This is a genomic window from Nonomuraea cypriaca (assembly GCF_015645445.1).
Taxonomy (GTDB): Bacteria; Actinomycetota; Actinomycetes; order Streptosporangiales; family Streptosporangiaceae; genus Nonomuraea; species Nonomuraea cypriaca.
This window is the reverse complement of record NZ_JADOGI010000110.1, coordinates 18,056-34,477: the sequence shown is the minus strand read 5'-3', so window position 1 is coordinate 34,477 and position 16,422 is coordinate 18,056. Positions and strand designations below refer to the sequence as shown.

At 71.7% G+C, this 16,422-nt stretch carries 16 protein-coding genes; 7 read left to right on the top strand and 9 right to left on the bottom strand.

Annotated elements, in window-relative coordinates; genetic code table 11:
- Positions 1–185 precede the first annotated feature (185 nt).
- Positions 186–908, top strand: a complete 723-nt coding sequence (locus tag ITP53_RS30995) for a PIG-L deacetylase family protein (protein WP_207756635.1) — start codon at positions 186–188, stop codon at positions 906–908.
- A gap of 227 nt (positions 909–1,135) precedes the next feature.
- Here ITP53_RS30995 and thrS read toward each other — a convergent pair whose 3' ends face one another.
- The 3 genes from thrS to ITP53_RS30980 form a co-directional block, all read right to left on the bottom strand.
- Complete coding sequence (thrS, locus tag ITP53_RS30990; protein WP_195899005.1) at positions 1,136–3,100, bottom strand: threonine--tRNA ligase; 1,965 nt, start codon at positions 3,098–3,100, stop codon at positions 1,136–1,138.
- A gap of 63 nt (positions 3,101–3,163) precedes the next feature.
- The gene (locus ITP53_RS30985) at positions 3,164–3,781 is read right to left on the bottom strand and encodes a glycoside hydrolase family 25 protein (RefSeq protein ID WP_195899004.1); all 618 of its coding nucleotides are present in this window, start codon (positions 3,779–3,781) and stop codon (positions 3,164–3,166) included.
- 30 nt (positions 3,782–3,811) lie between these two features.
- Entirely contained in the window at positions 3,812–4,711 is a 900-nt protein-coding gene (locus ITP53_RS30980) for a TIGR03564 family F420-dependent LLM class oxidoreductase (protein WP_195899003.1), read from the bottom strand.
- A gap of 93 nt (positions 4,712–4,804) precedes the next feature.
- Between ITP53_RS30980 and pgm the strand changes: the two genes are divergently transcribed.
- Complete coding sequence (gene pgm, locus ITP53_RS30975) at positions 4,805–6,436, top strand: phosphoglucomutase (alpha-D-glucose-1,6-bisphosphate-dependent) (RefSeq protein WP_195899002.1); 1,632 nt, start codon at positions 4,805–4,807, stop codon at positions 6,434–6,436.
- Between the two features lie 49 nt (positions 6,437–6,485).
- On the opposite strand, the gene ITP53_RS30970 is transcribed toward pgm, so the two are convergent.
- The 5 genes from ITP53_RS30970 to ITP53_RS30950 all read right to left on the bottom strand — a co-directional run bounded on the left by ITP53_RS30970 (position 6,486) and on the right by ITP53_RS30950 (position 11,642).
- Complete coding sequence (locus tag ITP53_RS30970; protein ID WP_195899001.1) at positions 6,486–7,250, bottom strand: SDR family NAD(P)-dependent oxidoreductase; 765 nt, start codon at positions 7,248–7,250, stop codon at positions 6,486–6,488.
- Positions 7,251–7,252: 2 nt separating this feature from the next.
- Entirely contained in the window at positions 7,253–8,566 is a 1,314-nt protein-coding gene (locus tag ITP53_RS30965) for an MFS transporter (protein ID WP_195899000.1), read from the bottom strand.
- The gene (locus tag ITP53_RS30960; protein WP_195898999.1) at positions 8,567–9,601 is read right to left on the bottom strand and encodes an Ldh family oxidoreductase; all 1,035 of its coding nucleotides are present in this window, start codon (positions 9,599–9,601) and stop codon (positions 8,567–8,569) included.
- Between the two features lie 102 nt (positions 9,602–9,703).
- Positions 9,704–10,393 (bottom strand): DUF2786 domain-containing protein, encoded by a 690-nt coding sequence (locus ITP53_RS30955; RefSeq protein ID WP_195898998.1) that lies wholly within the window; start codon positions 10,391–10,393, stop codon positions 9,704–9,706.
- A 10-nt stretch (positions 10,394–10,403) separates the two neighbouring features.
- A complete protein-coding gene (locus ITP53_RS30950; RefSeq protein ID WP_195898997.1) occupies positions 10,404–11,642 on the bottom strand; it encodes a hypothetical protein in 1,239 nt (412 codons plus the stop codon).
- Between the two features lie 232 nt (positions 11,643–11,874).
- Between ITP53_RS30950 and ITP53_RS30945 the strand changes: the two genes are divergently transcribed.
- The 4 genes from ITP53_RS30945 to ITP53_RS30930 all read left to right on the top strand — a co-directional run bounded on the left by ITP53_RS30945 (position 11,875) and on the right by ITP53_RS30930 (position 14,546).
- Positions 11,875–12,150, top strand: a complete 276-nt coding sequence (locus ITP53_RS30945) for a hypothetical protein (RefSeq protein ID WP_195898996.1) — start codon at positions 11,875–11,877, stop codon at positions 12,148–12,150.
- 162 nt (positions 12,151–12,312) lie between these two features.
- The gene (locus ITP53_RS30940; protein ID WP_195898995.1) at positions 12,313–13,491 is read left to right on the top strand and encodes a cytochrome P450; all 1,179 of its coding nucleotides are present in this window, start codon (positions 12,313–12,315) and stop codon (positions 13,489–13,491) included.
- A gap of 42 nt (positions 13,492–13,533) precedes the next feature.
- Positions 13,534–14,286: an HAD family hydrolase gene (locus ITP53_RS30935; RefSeq protein WP_195898994.1), complete on the top strand. Its 753-nt coding sequence runs from the start codon at positions 13,534–13,536 to the stop codon at positions 14,284–14,286.
- Positions 14,283–14,546 (top strand): DUF4031 domain-containing protein, encoded by a 264-nt coding sequence (locus ITP53_RS30930; RefSeq protein WP_195898993.1) that lies wholly within the window; start codon positions 14,283–14,285, stop codon positions 14,544–14,546. Before ITP53_RS30935 ends, ITP53_RS30930 begins: the two co-directional genes overlap by 4 nt.
- Here ITP53_RS30930 and ITP53_RS30925 read toward each other — a convergent pair.
- A complete protein-coding gene (locus ITP53_RS30925; protein ID WP_195898992.1) occupies positions 14,499–15,161 on the bottom strand; it encodes an HD domain-containing protein in 663 nt (220 codons plus the stop codon). The two genes, ITP53_RS30930 and ITP53_RS30925, sit on opposite strands and share 48 nt — an antisense overlap.
- 83 nt (positions 15,162–15,244) lie before the next feature.
- Between ITP53_RS30925 and ITP53_RS30920 the strand changes: the two genes are divergently transcribed.
- Complete coding sequence (locus tag ITP53_RS30920; RefSeq protein WP_236051355.1) at positions 15,245–16,417, top strand: alpha-hydroxy acid oxidase; 1,173 nt, start codon at positions 15,245–15,247, stop codon at positions 16,415–16,417.
- The last annotated feature ends 5 nt before the right edge of the window (positions 16,418–16,422 follow it).

Sequence of the window (16,422 nt, the reverse complement as noted above, 5' to 3'; positions counted from 1 at the left end):
CCCGAGAGTGCCGGTCGCCCGGGCCCGCCGCTCACCCAAAGCCGCCACTCCCCCGAGACTGCCCCTCACCGAACCCCGCCACTCTCCCAAAGCGAGACCGCCACTTTCCCGTGTCCTCTGCTCTCCCGGGTTTGCACCTCTCGGCGGGGTTCGCGGGGGTTGTCGTGGCTGCCAGGATGATAGCCATGCCAGATCAACTCGAGCCCATGCCCGGCGACTGGCAGCGTGCGCTGGCCATCGTCGCCCACCCCGACGATCTCGAGTACGGCTGCGCGGCGGCCGTGGCCACCTGGACCGACGCGGGACGCGAGGTCGCGTACGTGATCGTGACCAAGGGCGAGGCGGGTATCGACACGCTCGAACCCGCCAAGGCGGGGCTGGTGCGGGAGCGGGAGGAGCGGGCCAGCGCGGCCGTCGTCGGCGTGACCCAGGTCGAGTTCCTCGACCACGCCGACGGAGTGATCGAGTTCGGAACCGCGCTCCGGCGGGACCTGGCCGCCGCCATCCGCAGGCACCGCCCAGAACTGGTCATCACCCTGAACCCCGTGGACACCTGGGGCGGCACGTACTGGAACACGCCCGATCACCGTGCGGTGGGCACGGCCGTGCTGGACGCCGCAGGGGACGCCGGCAATCGGTGGATATTTCCGGACACTGAGGCCGAGCCCTGGAACGGCGTCCGCTGGGTCGCCGTCAACGGCTCCGACTCCCCCACCCACGCCGTGGACGTGACGAGCGGGCTGGAGCGCGGCGTGCGCTCGCTCCTGGAGCACCGCGCCTACATCGAGGCCCTCACGAGCGAGGACCCGGAGGAGTACGCGCGCAACCTCATCGAGGGCTTCGCCCGGGAGTCGGGGGAACGCTTCGGCGGCCGCCCCGCAGTCACGTTCCGCCTGTTCACCCGCTGACGCCCGAACACCGGCATCCGAACACCGACACCGAACGCCGACATTCGAGCACCGGCGCCCCGAACACCGGCTCACCCGCTGGCACCTGCTGAAGGCACCACACCCGTACCCCTGAAGGCACCCGGCGCCCCCTGAAGGCACCTCGCGCCCACTTAAGGCACCGCACAGGCGCGCCCTGAAGGGCACGGCGGAGCCGCCCGACTGCGGTGGGTCCGCCGTGACTCCGGTCAGACCTGGATGCGGTGCTCCACGGCGTTGACGATCTCGGCGACCGCCTCCTCGACCGGGACGCCGTTCTTCTGCTCACCGTTGCGGTAGCGGAACGACACCGCGCCGTTGGCGATGTCGTCGTCGCCGGCGAGCAGCATGAACGGCACCTTGGCCTTCTGCGCGTTGCGGATCTTCTTCTGCATGCGGTCGTCGGCCGTGTCGACCTCGACCCGGATGCCGCGCTCGCGCAGCCGCTTGGCGACGTCCTGCAGGTAGGGCACGTGGGCGTCGGCGATCGGGATGCCGACGACCTGGACCGGGGCCAGCCAGGGCGGGAAGGCGCCCGCGTAGTGCTCGGTGAGGACGCCGAGGAAGCGCTCGATCGAGCCGAACAGCGCCCGGTGGATCATGACCGGCGTCTGGCGGCTGCCGTCGGCGGCCTGGTATTCGAGCTCGAACCGCTTGGGCTGGTTGAGGTCGAGCTGGATGGTGGACAACTGCCAGGTGCGGCCGATCGCGTCCTTGGCCTGCACCGAGATCTTGGGGCCGTAGAAGGCCGCGCCGCCCGGGTCGTCGACCAGCTCCAGCCCGGACTCCTCGGCCGTCTGGCGCAGCGCCGCGGTGGCTTCGTCCCAGTCGGCCGGGTCGCCGATGAACTTGTCGGAGTCGTCGCGGGTGGACAGCTCCAGGTAGAACTCCTCCAGGCCGAAGTCGCGCAGCACGCTGAGCACGAAGGTGAGCAGGCTCTTGATCTCGCCGACCATCTGCTCACGGGTGCAGTAGATGTGCGAGTCGTCCTGCGTCATGCCGCGCACCCGGGTCAGGCCGTGGACCACGCCCGACTTCTCGTAGCGGTAGACGGAGCCGAACTCGCACAGCCGCAGCGGCAGCTCGCGGTAGGACCGGCCGCGCGCCCGGAAGATCAGGTTGTGCATCGGACAGTTCATCGGCTTGACGCGGTATTCGACGCCCTCCAGCTCGAAGGGCGGGAACATGTCCTCGGCATACCACGGCAGGTGACCGGAGGTCTCGAACAGCTGCGACTTGGTGATGTGCGGGGTGTTGACGAACTCGTAGCCCGCCTCGCCCTGCCGCCGGCGCATGTAGTCTTCCATCTCCTTGCGGATGATCCCGCCCTTGGGATGGAAGACCGGCAGGCCGCTGCCCAGCTCGGGTGGGAAGCTGAACAGGTCGAGCTCCGCCCCCAGCCTGCGGTGGTCGCGCTTCTCGGCCTCCTCCAGCAGCTTGAGGTATTCGTCCTGCTTGTCGCGCGACTCCCACGCGGTGCCGTAGATGCGCTGGAGCTGCGGGTTCTTCTCGCTGCCTCGCCAGTAGGCGCCGCCGGAGCGCATCAGCTTGAACGCCGGGATCGACCGGGTGGACGGCACGTGCGGGCCGCGGCACAGGTCCTTCCAGCACAGCTCGCCGGTCTTCGGGTCGAGGTTGTCGTAGATGGTGAGCTGCCCGGCGCCCACCTCCACCGACTCCTCCTCGGCCGCCCCACCCTTGAGCCCGATCAGCTCGAGTTTGTACGGCTCCGCGGCCAGCTCCTCGCGCGCCTCGTCGTCGGAGACGGCCCGGCGGGAGAACAGCTGCCCCTGCTTGACGATCTCCCGCATGCGCTTCTCGACGCGCTTGAGGTCGTCGGGGTGGAATGCCTGCTCGACGTCGAAGTCGTAGTAGAAGCCGTTGTCGACTGGCGGCCCGATGCCGAGCTTGGCCTCGGGGAACAGCTCCTGCACGGCCTGCGCCATGACGTGGGCGGTGGAGTGCCGGACGATGGCCCGGCCGTCCGCGCTGGAGGACTCGATCGGCTCGACCACGTCGTCCTGGGCCAGCGGGTGCGCCAGGTCGCGCGGCTCGCCGTTGATCCGGGCCGCGATGACCGTGCGGCCGTCCGCCTCGAGCGCCTCACCGGCCGTCGTGCCGGCCGCGACCACACGCTCGGCTCCGGCGAGGGTGATGCGTAGCTCGGCTGACACGGTGACTCCCTTGGATCGCGCTCGATGCCCGGCATCGAGGCTGGTTCGATGGTGGAACCGATGCTATCGCGGGTGAAACCCCAGCCTTGTCAGCTCCTTGCGGGATCCGTGGAAGATGTTCCGGTCCAGGGGGGTGTTGGCGTACTGGTGGATGGTCCAGTCGCTCCAGGGGCGGGGCACGGCGGGCCGGCCGCGGGCGCTCTCGGGGCTGGCGATCCACAGCGGATATTCGCCCAGGCCTGCGCAGTGCCCGCGGCGCGCGAAGGTGTTGAAGGTGTAGATGAAGGGACGTACGCCGCAATGCCGTTCGACGTGGTGGCACCAGCGGCGCGCGTAGCGGGCGACCCGCTCGGGGCGCAGCCCGTCGTTCGTCTCCAGGTCGAGTGCGATCAGGTCACCGCGGCGCAGCCCGCCCGCCGACCTGATCACGCCGAGGAAGTGGCGGGCCTGCTCGATGGGGTCGCCCTTGGGCCTGGCGAAGTGGTACGCGCCGCAGACGATCCAGCTCTCCCGCATGCCGTTCCAGTTGCGGGCGAACCACTCGTCGGTGTAGTCGGCACCCTCGCTGGCCTTGGCGAACGCGAAGGCCACCCCGGCCTCCGCGTGGCCTGACCAGTTGACGGTGCCCTGCCAGTTGGACACGTCTATCCCGGTGAGCATGTCACCGCTCAAGCGCTTCATCTTGCCGGAGTTTATTGAGATGCGTCCCGATCAACCCTTCGCCGCGCCGGTCAGCAGGGTCCTGGTGCGGTCCCGGTTGGCGAACACGGAGGCCACGAAGTCGGTCACGCCGGCCCGCTCCAGCTCGGCGAGTTTGGCCAGCACCGTGTCCTCGTCGCCGACGATCGCCACGTCGCCGGGGGTGGCCGCGCCTTCCCTGTCGAGCATCGCTCGATAGGAGGGGAACTGGCCGTAGATCTCGAAGATCTCGTTCGCGCGCGCGACGGCGGCGGCGGGGTCGTCGGTGACGCAGAGGGGCAGCTGGCAGACGATGCGCGGTGCCTCGCGGCCGGCCTCGGCCGCGGCGGCGGTGATGGTGGGCGTGATGTGCCCGGCGATCGTCTTGGGGCCCGTCATCCACAGGACGGTGCCGTCTGCCACGGTGCCGGCCAGCTTGAGCATGCGCGGGCCGAGCGCGGCCACTAGCACGGGGAAGCCGCTGCCCGGTGTGGTGAGCGTGAGGCCGGCCTTGAGCCTCTCCCCCTCGTACGCGACCTGCTCGCCCCTGCTGGCCGGGATGAGGATGTCGAGATATTCCCGCATGTACTGGCCGGGACGGTCGAAGCTGTAGCCGAACATGGCCTCGATGACGGGCTGGTGGGAGAGCCCGACGCCGAGCGTCAGCCGCCCGCCGAGCGCGGCGTTGGCGGTCATGGCCTGCTGGGCCAGCGCGGCGGGGTGGCGGGGGTGGACCGGCACCACCGAGGTGCCCAGCTCGATGGCGGGGACCTGGCTGCCGGCGACGGCCAGCGCCGTGAGTGCGTCGAGGCTGAAGATGTGCGACAGCCAGGCGGAGCTGAAGCCGTCGGCCACGGCTTGGGCGATCTGGTCGCGCAGGTCGGCGATCGGGTCGGCGACTTGGCGCTCGGCCAGGAAAGAGCCGTATCGCATGGCTGGAACTCCACTCTGTTGGTTGACCGTCAAACTATCGTGTCACGCGCCGCGCTGGTGGCCGGGCCGGGCCGCGTTTGTAAAGTGGCGTACATGACGCACGAGCGCGCGGGGAAGCCCGCCGAGCCCGCCGATCTGGTCGACGTCGCCAGGCTGGTGACGTCCTACTACGCCCTGCGGCCCGATCCGGGCGAGGCCGGACAGCGGGTCGCGTTCGGCACCTCGGGGCATCGGGGCTCGTCGCTGAACGCTGCGTTCAACGAGGACCACATTCTCGCCACGAGCCAGGCCATCTGCGAATACCGGCGGGCGCAGGGCACGGACGGCCCACTGTTCGTCGGCATCGACACGCACGCGCTGTCGGAGCCCGCGCGGGTGTCGGCGCTGGAGGTGTTCGCGGCCAACGGGGTCGAGACGCTGATCGACACGCGTGACGGCTACACGCCGACGCCCGCCGTCTCGCACGCCATCCTGCGGCACAACCGGGCGCGCACGTCCGGCCTGGCCGACGGCGTCGTGATCACGCCGTCGCACAATCCGCCGGGTGACGGCGGGTTCAAGTACAACCCGCCGCACGGCGGGCCCGCCGACTCCGAGGCCACCACGTGGATCCAGGATCGGGCCAACCGGCTGCTGGCCGACGGGATGGCGAGCGTGTCGCGGATCCCGTACGCGAAGGCCGTGCGGCAGGCGGGGCGCTACGACTTCCTCGGCACGTACGTGGACGACCTGCCGTCCGTGGTGGACCTGGACGCGATCCGGGCGGCCGGCGTGCGGATCGGGGCCGACCCCCTGGGCGGGGCGAGCGTGGCCTACTGGGGGGAGATCGCCGATCGGCACCGGCTCGACCTGACCGTGGTCAACCCGCTGGTCGATCCGACCTGGCGGTTCATGACGCTCGACTGGGACGGCAAGATACGGATGGACTGCTCGTCGCCGTACGCGATGGCCTCGCTCATCTCCGGTCGCGACACCTATGACATCTCCACCGGCAACGACGCCGACGCGGACCGGCACGGCATCGTGACGCCCGACGGCGGGCTGCTCAACCCCAACCACTACCTGGCCGTGGCCATCTCCTACCTCTACAGTCACCGCGACGGCTGGCCGGCGGACGCCGGGGTCGGCAAGACCATGGTCAGCAGCGGCGTCATCGACCGCGTCGCCGAGTCGCTGGGCCGGCGGCTCTACGAGGTGCCTGTGGGCTTCAAGTGGTTCGTGCCCGGGCTGCTCGACGGGTCGCTGGGGTTCGGCGGCGAGGAGAGCGCGGGGGCGTCTTTCCTGCGGCGCGACGGGTCGGTGTGGTCCACCGACAAGGACGGGATCATCCTGGCGCTGCTGGCGTCCGAGATCCTGGCCGTCACCGGCGAGTCGCCGAGCGCGCACTACGCGGAGCTGACGAAGCGGTTCGGGGAGCCCGCGTACGCGCGGGTGGACGCCCCGGCGACCCGCGAGGAGAAGGCCGTGCTCGGCCGGCTGTCGGCCGAGCGGGTGACCGCGTCGACGCTGGCGGGCGAGCCGATCACGGCGGTGCGGACGTCGGCCCCGGGCAACGGCGCCTCGCTGGCCGGAGTGAAGGTCTCGACGGAGAACGCCTGGTTCGCGGCCCGCCCGTCCGGCACCGAGGACGTCTACAAGATCTACGCCGAGTCCTTCAGAGGTCCCGACCACCTGGCCAAGGTGCAGGAGGAGGCCCGCTCCCTGGTCTCCGCCACCCTCGGCTGACCGCCCGGGCCGGCGGGCCCAGGCGGCCACGATCGAGCATCAGCGGGCATCAGTACGTCAGATGCCGGCCGCCGTCGCCCACGAGGACCTCTCCCGTCACCAGGTCGGCCTCCAGCAGCGCGGTCACCATCTGGGCGATGTGCTCGGGGCGTGCCGTGCGCCGCAGCGGCGCCTTGGCCTCCTCCCTGCCGGCCATCTCGGCGAAGACCTGCTCGCCCACGCGGTCGATGTGCCAGCGGGTCGCCACGATGCCGGGCGCGACCGCGTTCACCCTGACCTCGGGACCGAGCGCGACCGCGAGATCGCGGGTGAGGTGGAGCATGGCGGCCTTGCTCACGCCGTACGCGATGGACGAGCCCGTGCCCAGGAGCCCGGCGACGGAGGCCACGTTGACGATCGCGCCGCGGGTGGCCCGCAGGTCGGGGGCGAAGGCGCGGGCGCAGTAGAAGGCGCCCATGAGGTTGACGCCCATGATCTGCCGCCACACGTCGTCGGTGAGCCCCTCCAGGTCGGGGAACGGCACCCACTTCGTCGTCCCCGCGTTGCACACGAGGGCGTCCACCCGGCCGTGGGCGGCGCGTACGCGCTCGGCCAGACGGCGTACGGCGGCGTCGTCGGACACGTCGGCGGCCACGGCCTCGGCCTTGCAGCCCAGGTCCCGCAGCCGTCCTGCGGTCGCCTCGGCCTCCGCCGCGGAACGCGAGTAGTTGACGACCACGGCCGCCGCGCCCTTCCTGGCCAGGCTCTCCGCGACCGCCGCCCCGATGCCGGTGCCGCCGCCGGTGACGACGGCGACCGTGCCGTTGATGTCCATGCTCACTCCTCCACGAGTGGTCCGCGTCCCGGGTCGGCGGCCGTGATGTCCATGTCCTTGCTCTCGTACGAGGCGTGGAACGCCACGAACGAGATCACCGCCGTCCCGATCAGGAACGCCGCCACCAGCCACGGCGCCCCGTCCAGCCGCGCCGCCAGCGCCGCGCCGATCAGCGGCGAGAACCCGGCCAGCGCCGCGCCCAGCTCGCGCGAGGCGGCGAACCCGGTGTACCGCACCCGTGCCCCGAACAGCTCGGCGTAGAACACCGGCTGCACGGCCACCTGCGGCGCGAACCCGAACGCCCCCATCACCATCATGGCCAGCCACACCAGCCAGGGGACGCCGGTGTTGACCATGAGGAAGTAGGGATAGACGAACACCGCCACGAACACCACGCTGAACAGGTTGAGCGGCCGCCGTCCCACGCGGTCCGACAGGTTGCCGTAGATCGGCTGGAGCACGATGACCGTCAGCCCGAAGAAGACCACGCCGAGCAGCGCCGTACGGTTGTCCAGGCCGAGCTGGTCCGTGGCGTACGCGACGCTGAACGTGGCCAGCGTGTAGACCACGGCCGTGTCGCAGATGTGCGCCCCGACGCCGACCAGGAAGTTACGCGGGTAGCGGGCCAGCGCGTCCCTGATGGGCAGCCGGACGATCTCGCGGGTGCGCTCCATCTCGCGGAACACCGGCGACTCGGCCACGCGCAGGCGCACGTACAGGGCCACGCCGATCAGCGCGAAGCTCACCAGGAACGGCACCCGCCAGCCCCACGAGGTGACGTCCGGCTCGGGCAGGAGCTGGACCAGCAGGAACGCCGACGTGCCGAGCACGAGGCCGATCTGCACGCCGGTCTGGGCATAGGAGGCGTAGTAGCCGCGCCGGCCGGGCGGGGAGTGCTCGGCCAGCAGCGTCGCCGCGCCGCCGAACTCCGCGCCCGCGCCGAGTCCCTGGCAGACCCGCAGCAGCGTGAGCAGGACCGGCGCCCACACGCCGATGGCGGGGTAGGTGGGCAGCAGGCCGATCAGGCCGGTGGACACGCCCATGATGACGGTCGTGATGATCAGGGTGGAGCGACGGCCGATCTTGTCGCCGAGGTGGCCGAAGAGGATGCCGCCGAACGGCCGGACCACGAAGCCGACGCCGAACGTGGCGAACGCGGCGATCGTGCCCGCCGCCGGGTCGGCCTCGGTGAAGAAGAGGCGGTTGAAGACGAGGGCGGCGGCGGTGCCGTAGATGAAGAAGTCGTACCACTCCAGGGCGGTGCCGACGAGGGCGCCCAGGACGACGCGTCTTAACTCGGGTGTCGTGGCGGACATCTAACCTCCAGGGGGCGTGTCAGGCCAGGGAACGCCGAGCCGCGAGGCGAGCGCCGCCAGCTCCGCCCACACCGGCAGGGGCACCGGGATCCCCTCCTTCACCCGCGCCGCGCGCGTCTCGGACTCGGGCTCCCCCGGTACGACCACGCCGGGGCCGGAGGCGCGCAGGGCCGCGCAGAAGGACTCGACCTGGGCGACGTACTGTTCCAGGGGGACGAACGAGGCGATGTCGACCGCGGTGATCACGGTGCCGAACGTGCCGTCGTACTCCGGTGAGCAGGCCGTTCCCGTGTCCGTGAGCAGGCCGCCGACCAGCTCGATGAGGACGCTCAGGCCGTAGCCCTTGTGGCCGCCGAACGGCAGCAGGGCCCCGCCACGGTAGAAGTCTGCCGGGTCGGTGGAGTGGCGCCCCTCGGGGTCGACGAGCACCCCTTCCGGGGCCGGCGCGCCGGCGACGCGCAGCAGGCCGAGCTTGCCCTCGGCCATGGCGGCGGTGGCCCAGTCCATCACCACGGCGCCCTCGCGTCGTGGCGCGGCCCAGGCCATGGGGTTGGTGCCGAGCATCCGGCGATGCCCGCCGAACGGGGCCACCGTCGGATCCGCGTTGCCCACGACCTGGGCGATCAGGCCGCGCTCCGCCAGCGTCGTCGCGTACTCGCCGAGTCTGCCGACGTGGTTGCACTCCCTGATCGCCACCACGCCCACGCCGTGGGCGGCGGCGAGCTCCGCCGCCTCGGCGGTGGCGAGGCGCGCGGCGGCCTGGCCGAACCCGCGCCGTCCCGACACGACGGCGGTGGCCCCGCGCCGCGTGACGACCTCCGGGCGCGCGTCCGGCACGATCACGCCCGCCTCGATCCGCTCGGTGTACGGCGTGAGCCGCCGCACGCCGTGTGAGCCGTGCCCGGTCAGGTCGGCCTCCACCAGGGACTCGGCGACCGTCGCGGCCGTGTCCTGCGGGACGCGGGCGGCGGTCAGGAGGTCGCGGGCGAGTTCACGGAGCCGGTCGGCGGTGGTGAGGCGGGGGGATGCGTTCACGTTGACCGCTCTCGCTTCGGCGGGTCTGCGTTCCGTGTGCGCGGATATGCCCGCTGCGCGACGCCCCAAACGGATCTCCGAACGGGCTCACCAAGCGCTCGGTCACATGAGCTCGGGCGCCGTGCCGGCGCTCATCCCGGTACGGCCGAGATCGGCCAGGCGGCCGGCGGCGACCCCGTCGCGGTAGCCGGTGCCGCTGGTCGTCGGCACGCTCAACCGGATCTTCGGGTAGTGGGCGGCGACCACCCGCTCCACCTCGGCCCGGCGATCGGCCAGCACCAGCGCGGTCCCGGTGCCCGCGGCCCCGGACTCGGCCCGCGCCTCCGCGGCGCACAGCAGCCGGTACACCTCGTCCGTGAAGCCGAGCAGCCACGACCTGCGATACGCCCGCACGGCCGTGGTGCCCTCAGGGAGCCGTACGCGGGCCAGCCCCGAGGCCATCTGCAGCAGCAGCGACGTGGCCAGCAGGTCGGCCCGCTCCAGGTCGGCGGCGAACCCGAACACGTGCACCCGCTGCCCGCCGTCGCCCCGGCCGATGAGCAGGGGACGGCAGCGCGTCGCCTGCGCCACGAGGCTGACGAGGCGGGCCTTCTCCCTGGCCCACGGGTTGGGCAGGGTGACGATCCGGTCGCCGGGCGTCTGTCTGGAGCCGGCGGGCGGGAGGGAGTCGATGCCGTACTTGGCCATGAGGGCCGAGGCGGCCGCCATGAACGTGGCCCGCTCGTGCTCGTTGTCGGTGCGTTCGGCCTTGGCCAGGAGTTTCCTGACGCGGTCGAGCGTGCGCTCCCGCAAACGTGCTCCCTCAGGACTTGGTCAGGACCCTCCCGTCGGGCGCGATGGCCGGGAAGGCTCCGGTGTCGACGATGCCGTGCTGCTGGTAGAGAGCCTCGATCAGGGCGTGCGCCTGCGGCTCCAGCTTCCAGAGGGCACGATACTCGCGTGCCGTGGCCAGCGAGATCCCGATCTCCTGGGCGATGTCCACCGTACGCGGCACGATGCCCTTGCTGATCTGCCGGTCCCAGTAGGCGCGGGCCTCGCGCATGAGCGCCGCCCGCTGGGCGGTGTCGACGACCTGCGGCGTGGTGTCGAGCACCTCGATGTCCTCGTCCTCGTCCTCGACCAGTTCGACCAGCGCGGGCGGCAGCGCCGGGCGGGCGGGCACCGGATGGTGGTCGGCCGTGGGCTCCCAGGGCACGCGGGGGTCGGCGTCGATGAGGGCGGAGGTGTTGTAGAGCGCGGCGATCTGCGCCAGCAGCGCCTCCTGGCGGGCCTGGTCCACGGCCAGGCCGGTGTGCTCGACGGCCTGGTCCATGGCCTTGTCGAGCCTGGCCAGCGCGGCGCGCAGCTTCCGCTCGGACGCGCCGCCCTCGCGCAGCGCCTTGGCCCGCTTGGCGGCCAGCGCCACCCTGGTCAGCCTGCGGTGGGCGTCGACCTCGCTCGCCGTACGGTCGCTGACCTCGGCCAGCCCGAGCCTGACCAGCAACCGCTCGGGGGTGAGGCGCCAGTTGATGCGCCCGGTGCCGCGGATGCGGTGGCGTTCGATGGCCATGCCGCGCTCCCACAGCCAGGCGGCGACCAGCGGCGCGGCCAGCCTGAACATCGCCTCGGGCAGGCTGCGCGCGTCCATGCTGGACAGCACGGCGGTCAGGCAGGTGAGCGCCCAGACGGCGATGCCGTCGATCCCGGCGGAGAAGTTCTCCCGCATGTTGCGGCGGGCGCGGACGGCCGAGGTGATGATCGCCACCTCGATGAACGCGAACAGCAGCAGGCGGAGCGGTCCATCGAGGCCCAGCACGTCACCGGAGAAACGCCACATGCCCTGCGCGGACACACCGGTGGCGATGGACGCGGCCACGATGGTCAGGACGTCCTCTATGGGACGGGGGGCGACGTAGCGGGCGAACAACCAGGCCACTGCGCGCCAGACGACCCTGAGCACCAGGAACGCCAGCGCGAGGGCGGCCAGGGTGAGCAGCGCGATGACGGCGGTGGCGAGCGGCTGCTTGGTGACGAAGGCTGTGATTTCCTCGAATGTCGGCATCAGTCACTATCCGTGAGGGCTCTAAGTCCGGCTCTATGCGACGAGATCATTGCAGAATGTCGCTATCTTGTACGCCAAACCGCATCTGCTGTCCCACTTTGCCCCTGTTTCCCTCGTGTTCCCCTCCCACCACGGTCCCTCCCGAACGTGGGCTGCCGTACGGGATAGAGACGTGAACCACCTCTGGCTGCGATCCCGGGCACGAGCGCACAATCGGGGCGAGGAGGGGAATGTGAGCAAGCGATCGCGTAGACGCCGTGCTCTACCCAGCGGCGTATCGAGCTGGTTGCCCGGATTCGGGCCCGGGGAGCCGCACGGCCCCGAAGACGACGACTTCCCGTTCGACGACCCGCGAGGCGGCGACGGCGGGGTGCGCGAGCCACGCAAGCCCAAACCCGCGCCCCCGTCCCTGTCGGCCGAGGCCCCGTTGCCCGAGCCCCCGCTCATCGCCCGCGACCGGACCGAACCGCCTCCCGGCGAGGTCACGAGGGCGTTGGCCCGCAGATGAACGGTTCCGGTCTGTCCGGGCCGTTGGTTCCCGTCGGGCCGAGGCCGGAGTTGAGATGTAAATTCGTTCTTTCGGAGGGCACCGCACGGCTCTTCGGGTGGGACCATCTACGGAGGGATTTATCCCAAAAAAGTGCGATGCATCCCAGCAGGACGGATATCGATGTCAGACACAGACTTCCCGCTCGTCCAGTTCATGCGTGACGAGTTCGACCCCGTGGCCGAGCTCGCCCGTATCCGGACCGAGCAGCGGGTCTTCCCGATGGAGATCCCCGGCGACCAGACCGTGTACCTCGTCACCCGCTGGGAGGACGTACGCGCCGTTCTGGGCGACCACGAGCGGTTCAGCAACGACTTCGCCGGCGTGATCGGCCTCGGCTCCAACCAGGAGGACCCCGGCGGTCTCGGATTCCGGGACCCGCCCGAGCACACGCGGCTGCGCAAGTACCTGACGCCCGAGTTCACGATGCGGCGGCTGCGCAGGCTGGAGCCGCGCATCGAGGCCATGGTCGAGGAGCACCTGGACCGGATCGAGGCCAAGGGGGCGGAGTCGCGGCCGGTCGACCTGATGGAGGAGTTCGCGCTGCCGATCCCTTCGCTGGTGGTGTGCGAGCTGCTCGGCGTCCCGCACGCCGACCGCGCCGACTTCGTCAAGATCAGCAAGGATCGTTTCGACCTCTCGGCCGGGCCCGAGGCGTCGTTGCAGGCGATCAACGACGCGATGACGTACCTGACGGACCTGGTGGCCAGGGAGCGGCAGGACCCGGGCGAAGGGCTGCTCGGCCAGTTGCTGCGTGAGCACGGCGACGAGCTCGACGACCGCACGCTCGCCAGCATGGCCGACGGCATGCTCACCGGCGGGCACGACACCAGCACCAGCATGCTCGCGCTCGGCACGCTGTGGCTGCTGCGCAACCCCGAGGAGGCCGCGAAGGTACGCGAGGTCGACGGCTACATCAACGACGTGGTCGAGGAGCTGCTGCGCTACATGACCGTCGTGCAGGTGGCCTTCCCCCGCTTCGCCCGCGACGACCTGGAGCTGCACGGGGTGCCGATCAAGAAGGGCGAGATGGTGCTCTGCTCGCTGACCGGCGCCAACCGCGACCCGGCGCTGGGCGATGACATGGACCAGGTCAGGCCGGGCAGGGAGACGGCCGGCTCGCACCTGGCGTTCGGGCACGGCATCCACCGCTGCGTCGGCGCGCCGCTGGCCCAGATGGAGATGCGCATCGCGTTCCCCGCCCTGCTGCGCCGCTTCCCCGGGCTGCACGTCGCGGGCGAGGTGCCGTTCAGGGAGCTCGCGATCGTGTACGGGGTCAAGGAACTGCCCGTCTCCTGGTAAAGGCGCTATCCGGACGCCGGTGAACCGGGTTACGTTCGCTGTGTGGACGAGCCCGTCATCGACCTGACCGTGATCAGCGCCGTCGTGTTCGACACCGACGGCGTGGTCACCGACACCGCTCGCGGACACGCGGCCGCCTGGAAGCACGTCTTCGACGCGTTCCTGCGCGGCCGCTCGGCGCCGTTCGACATCCGCGACGACTATCTGCGCCACGTGGACGGCCGGCCGCGGCTGGACGGCATCCGCACGTTCCTGGCGGCGCGCGGCATCACGGTGCCCGAGGGCGCGCCTGACGACGAGCCGGGCGCGCCCACGGTGTACGGGCTGGGCCTGGCCAAGGACCGGATCTTCCTGGACCAGGTGGAGAAGTACGGCGTGGCCGCCTTCCCGCCCACCGTGGCGCTGCTGCACGAGCTGCGGCAGCGGGGCGCGCGTACGGCGGCCGTGTCCGCCAGCCTGCACGGACGCAAGCTCGTGACCTCGGCCGGCGTCATGCACCTGTTCGACCTGCTCGTGGACGGCAACGACGCGGCGCTGATGAACTTGCCCGGCAAGCCGGACCCCGCCCTGTTCGCCGAGGCGGTGCGGCGGCTGGACCTGCCAGCCGCCAAGGCCGCGGTGGTCGACGCGGCGCTGCCGGGGATCGAGGCGGGCAGGAGGGGCGCGTTCGGGCTCGTGGTCGCGGTCACCAGAGAGGGCGCGCCGGCCGAGTTGCGCGCGCACGGCGCCGACGTCGTGCTGTTGGATCTGGGCGAGCTCGGCGTGCGCGGAAGGGTTCTACCCTTGAGGTCGTGACCGTGCTCATCGATCCCCCCGACTGGCCTGGGCCGCGTGGCCTGATGTGGTCGCATCTGGTCAGCGACAGCTCACTGGAGGAGTTGCACGACTTCGCGGCGCGGCTGGGGGTGCCCGAGCGGGCGTTCGACCGGGATCACTACGACGTGCCGGAGACCGTGCACGCCCGGGCGGTGGCGCTGGGGGCCGAGGCGGTCACCTCGCGGGAGCTGTTACTGCGTCTCATCGGCGCCGGGCTGCGCCGCCGTAAGCGCCGCTAGCTCGGCCGCCAGGTTGGCGCGGGCCCGTTCCTCCCACGACGCGCGCGCCCTGGCGGTCCGGTAGAGGCGGGGCGCGGCCAGCAGACGGCGCAGCACCTCGGCGCGGCCCTTCTTGAACGGCTCTTCCTGCACGTGGGCGTACTCCTGCCGGATGGCGGCGGCGTACGCGTCGTATCCGGGGCGGCCGAGGACGGCCAGGTCGGCGTCGCACAGGACGGCGCCGTTCGGGTCGCCTTCCGCGAGGGTGTCGTGGGCCGCGGTGAGGCGTACGAGCCTGGCGACCTCGGCGATCCGGCCGGCCGGCACCCCGCACCCGGGCAGGCGTGACTGGGCGAGCTGGGCGCTGCGTTCCTCGTCCCAGCCGGGCCTGCCGTCGTAGACCGCGTCGTGGAACCAGGCGGCCAGCCCCACCGCCACCGTGTCCTCCGCCTCGCCGGCCAGCTCGGCGACCGCGCCGAGCACGGCGGCCAGGTGGTCCAGGGTGTGGTAGCGGCGGTGCGGCTCGGACCAGCGGGCGATCAGCTCCGCCCCCGTGGCGCGAGCGGCGGGCGAGTCACCGACGAGCGCGATCCACCCGTTCACGAGTGAGCGGCGTGCGGGGCCGGGGTCGATCATGACACCACCGTAGGTCGTTTGGTAGCGTCCTGGGCATCGACACGACATATCACGACCCGCGACGCCTGCCCCGGTGGCGGGAGTTGCGGGGGCTGCTGCCCGGGCGGCCGCGGCTGTCCAGGGCGGAACGGGTGGCGGCCGCCGCCGACGTCGCCGATCTGCGGCGGCTGGCCAGGAGGCGCGCGCCGCGGATGGTGTTCGACTACGTGGACGGCGCGGCCGAGGCGGAGCGGTCGATGGCCAGGGCGGTGGAGGCGTTCGGGCGGGTGGAGTTCAGCCCGCGGGTGCTGCGCGACGTCGCCGAGGCGCCGACGGCGGTGGAGATCCTGGGCCGGCGGATCGCGATGCCGGTCGTGCTGGGGCCCACCGGGTTCACCCGGATGATGCATCGCGCCGGCGAGCGGGCCGTGGCCAGGGCGGCCGAGCGGGCGGGCGTGCCGTACACGCTGTCCACCATGGGCACCACGACCGCCGCAGACGTGGCCAAGGCGGCGCCCGGCGGGTGGAACTGGTTCCAGCTGTACGTCGTCCGCGACCGCGACCGCAACCTGGAGACGCTCGCCATGGCCCGCGACGCCGGCATGGACGTGCTGGTGGTGACCGTGGACGTGCCGGTCGCCGGGGCGCGGCTGCGCGACGTGCGGCACGGCCTGACGATCCCGCCGTCGCTGCGCTGGCGCAGCGTACTGCAGGCGGCGCGGCACCCGGCGTGGTGGTTCGACTTCCTGACCAGCGAGCCGCTCAGGTTCGCCACCGTCGACGGCGCGCCGTCCGACCTCGCCGGGATCACGAACATGTTGTTCGACCCGTCGGTGACGGTCAGGGACCTGGAGTGGATCAGGTCGGCCTGGCAGGGGCGGCTGCTGGTCAAGGGCGTGCAGCGGGTGGACGACGCCAAGGAGCTGGCCGCGGTCGGAGTGGACGGGATCGTCGTCTCCAACCACGGTGGGCGCCAGCTCGACCGCTCCGCCACGCCGCTGGAGCTGCTGCCCCACGTGGTGGAGGCCGTGGGCGACCGTACGGAGGTCTTCCTCGACGGTGGTGTGCGCAGCGGGGCCGACGTCGCGGCCGGGGTCGCGCTCGGCGCCCGGGCGTGCTTCGTCGGCCGCGCCTACCTGTACGGTCTGATGGCCGGCGGCGAGCCCGGCGTGACGCGGGTCCTCGACCTGCTGCACGCCGAGCTCGTACGCACCGTGCAGATGCTGGGCGTCGGCGGGGTCGCCGGCCTCGGCCCCGACGCGGTGCACCTGCGTTAGCGGCC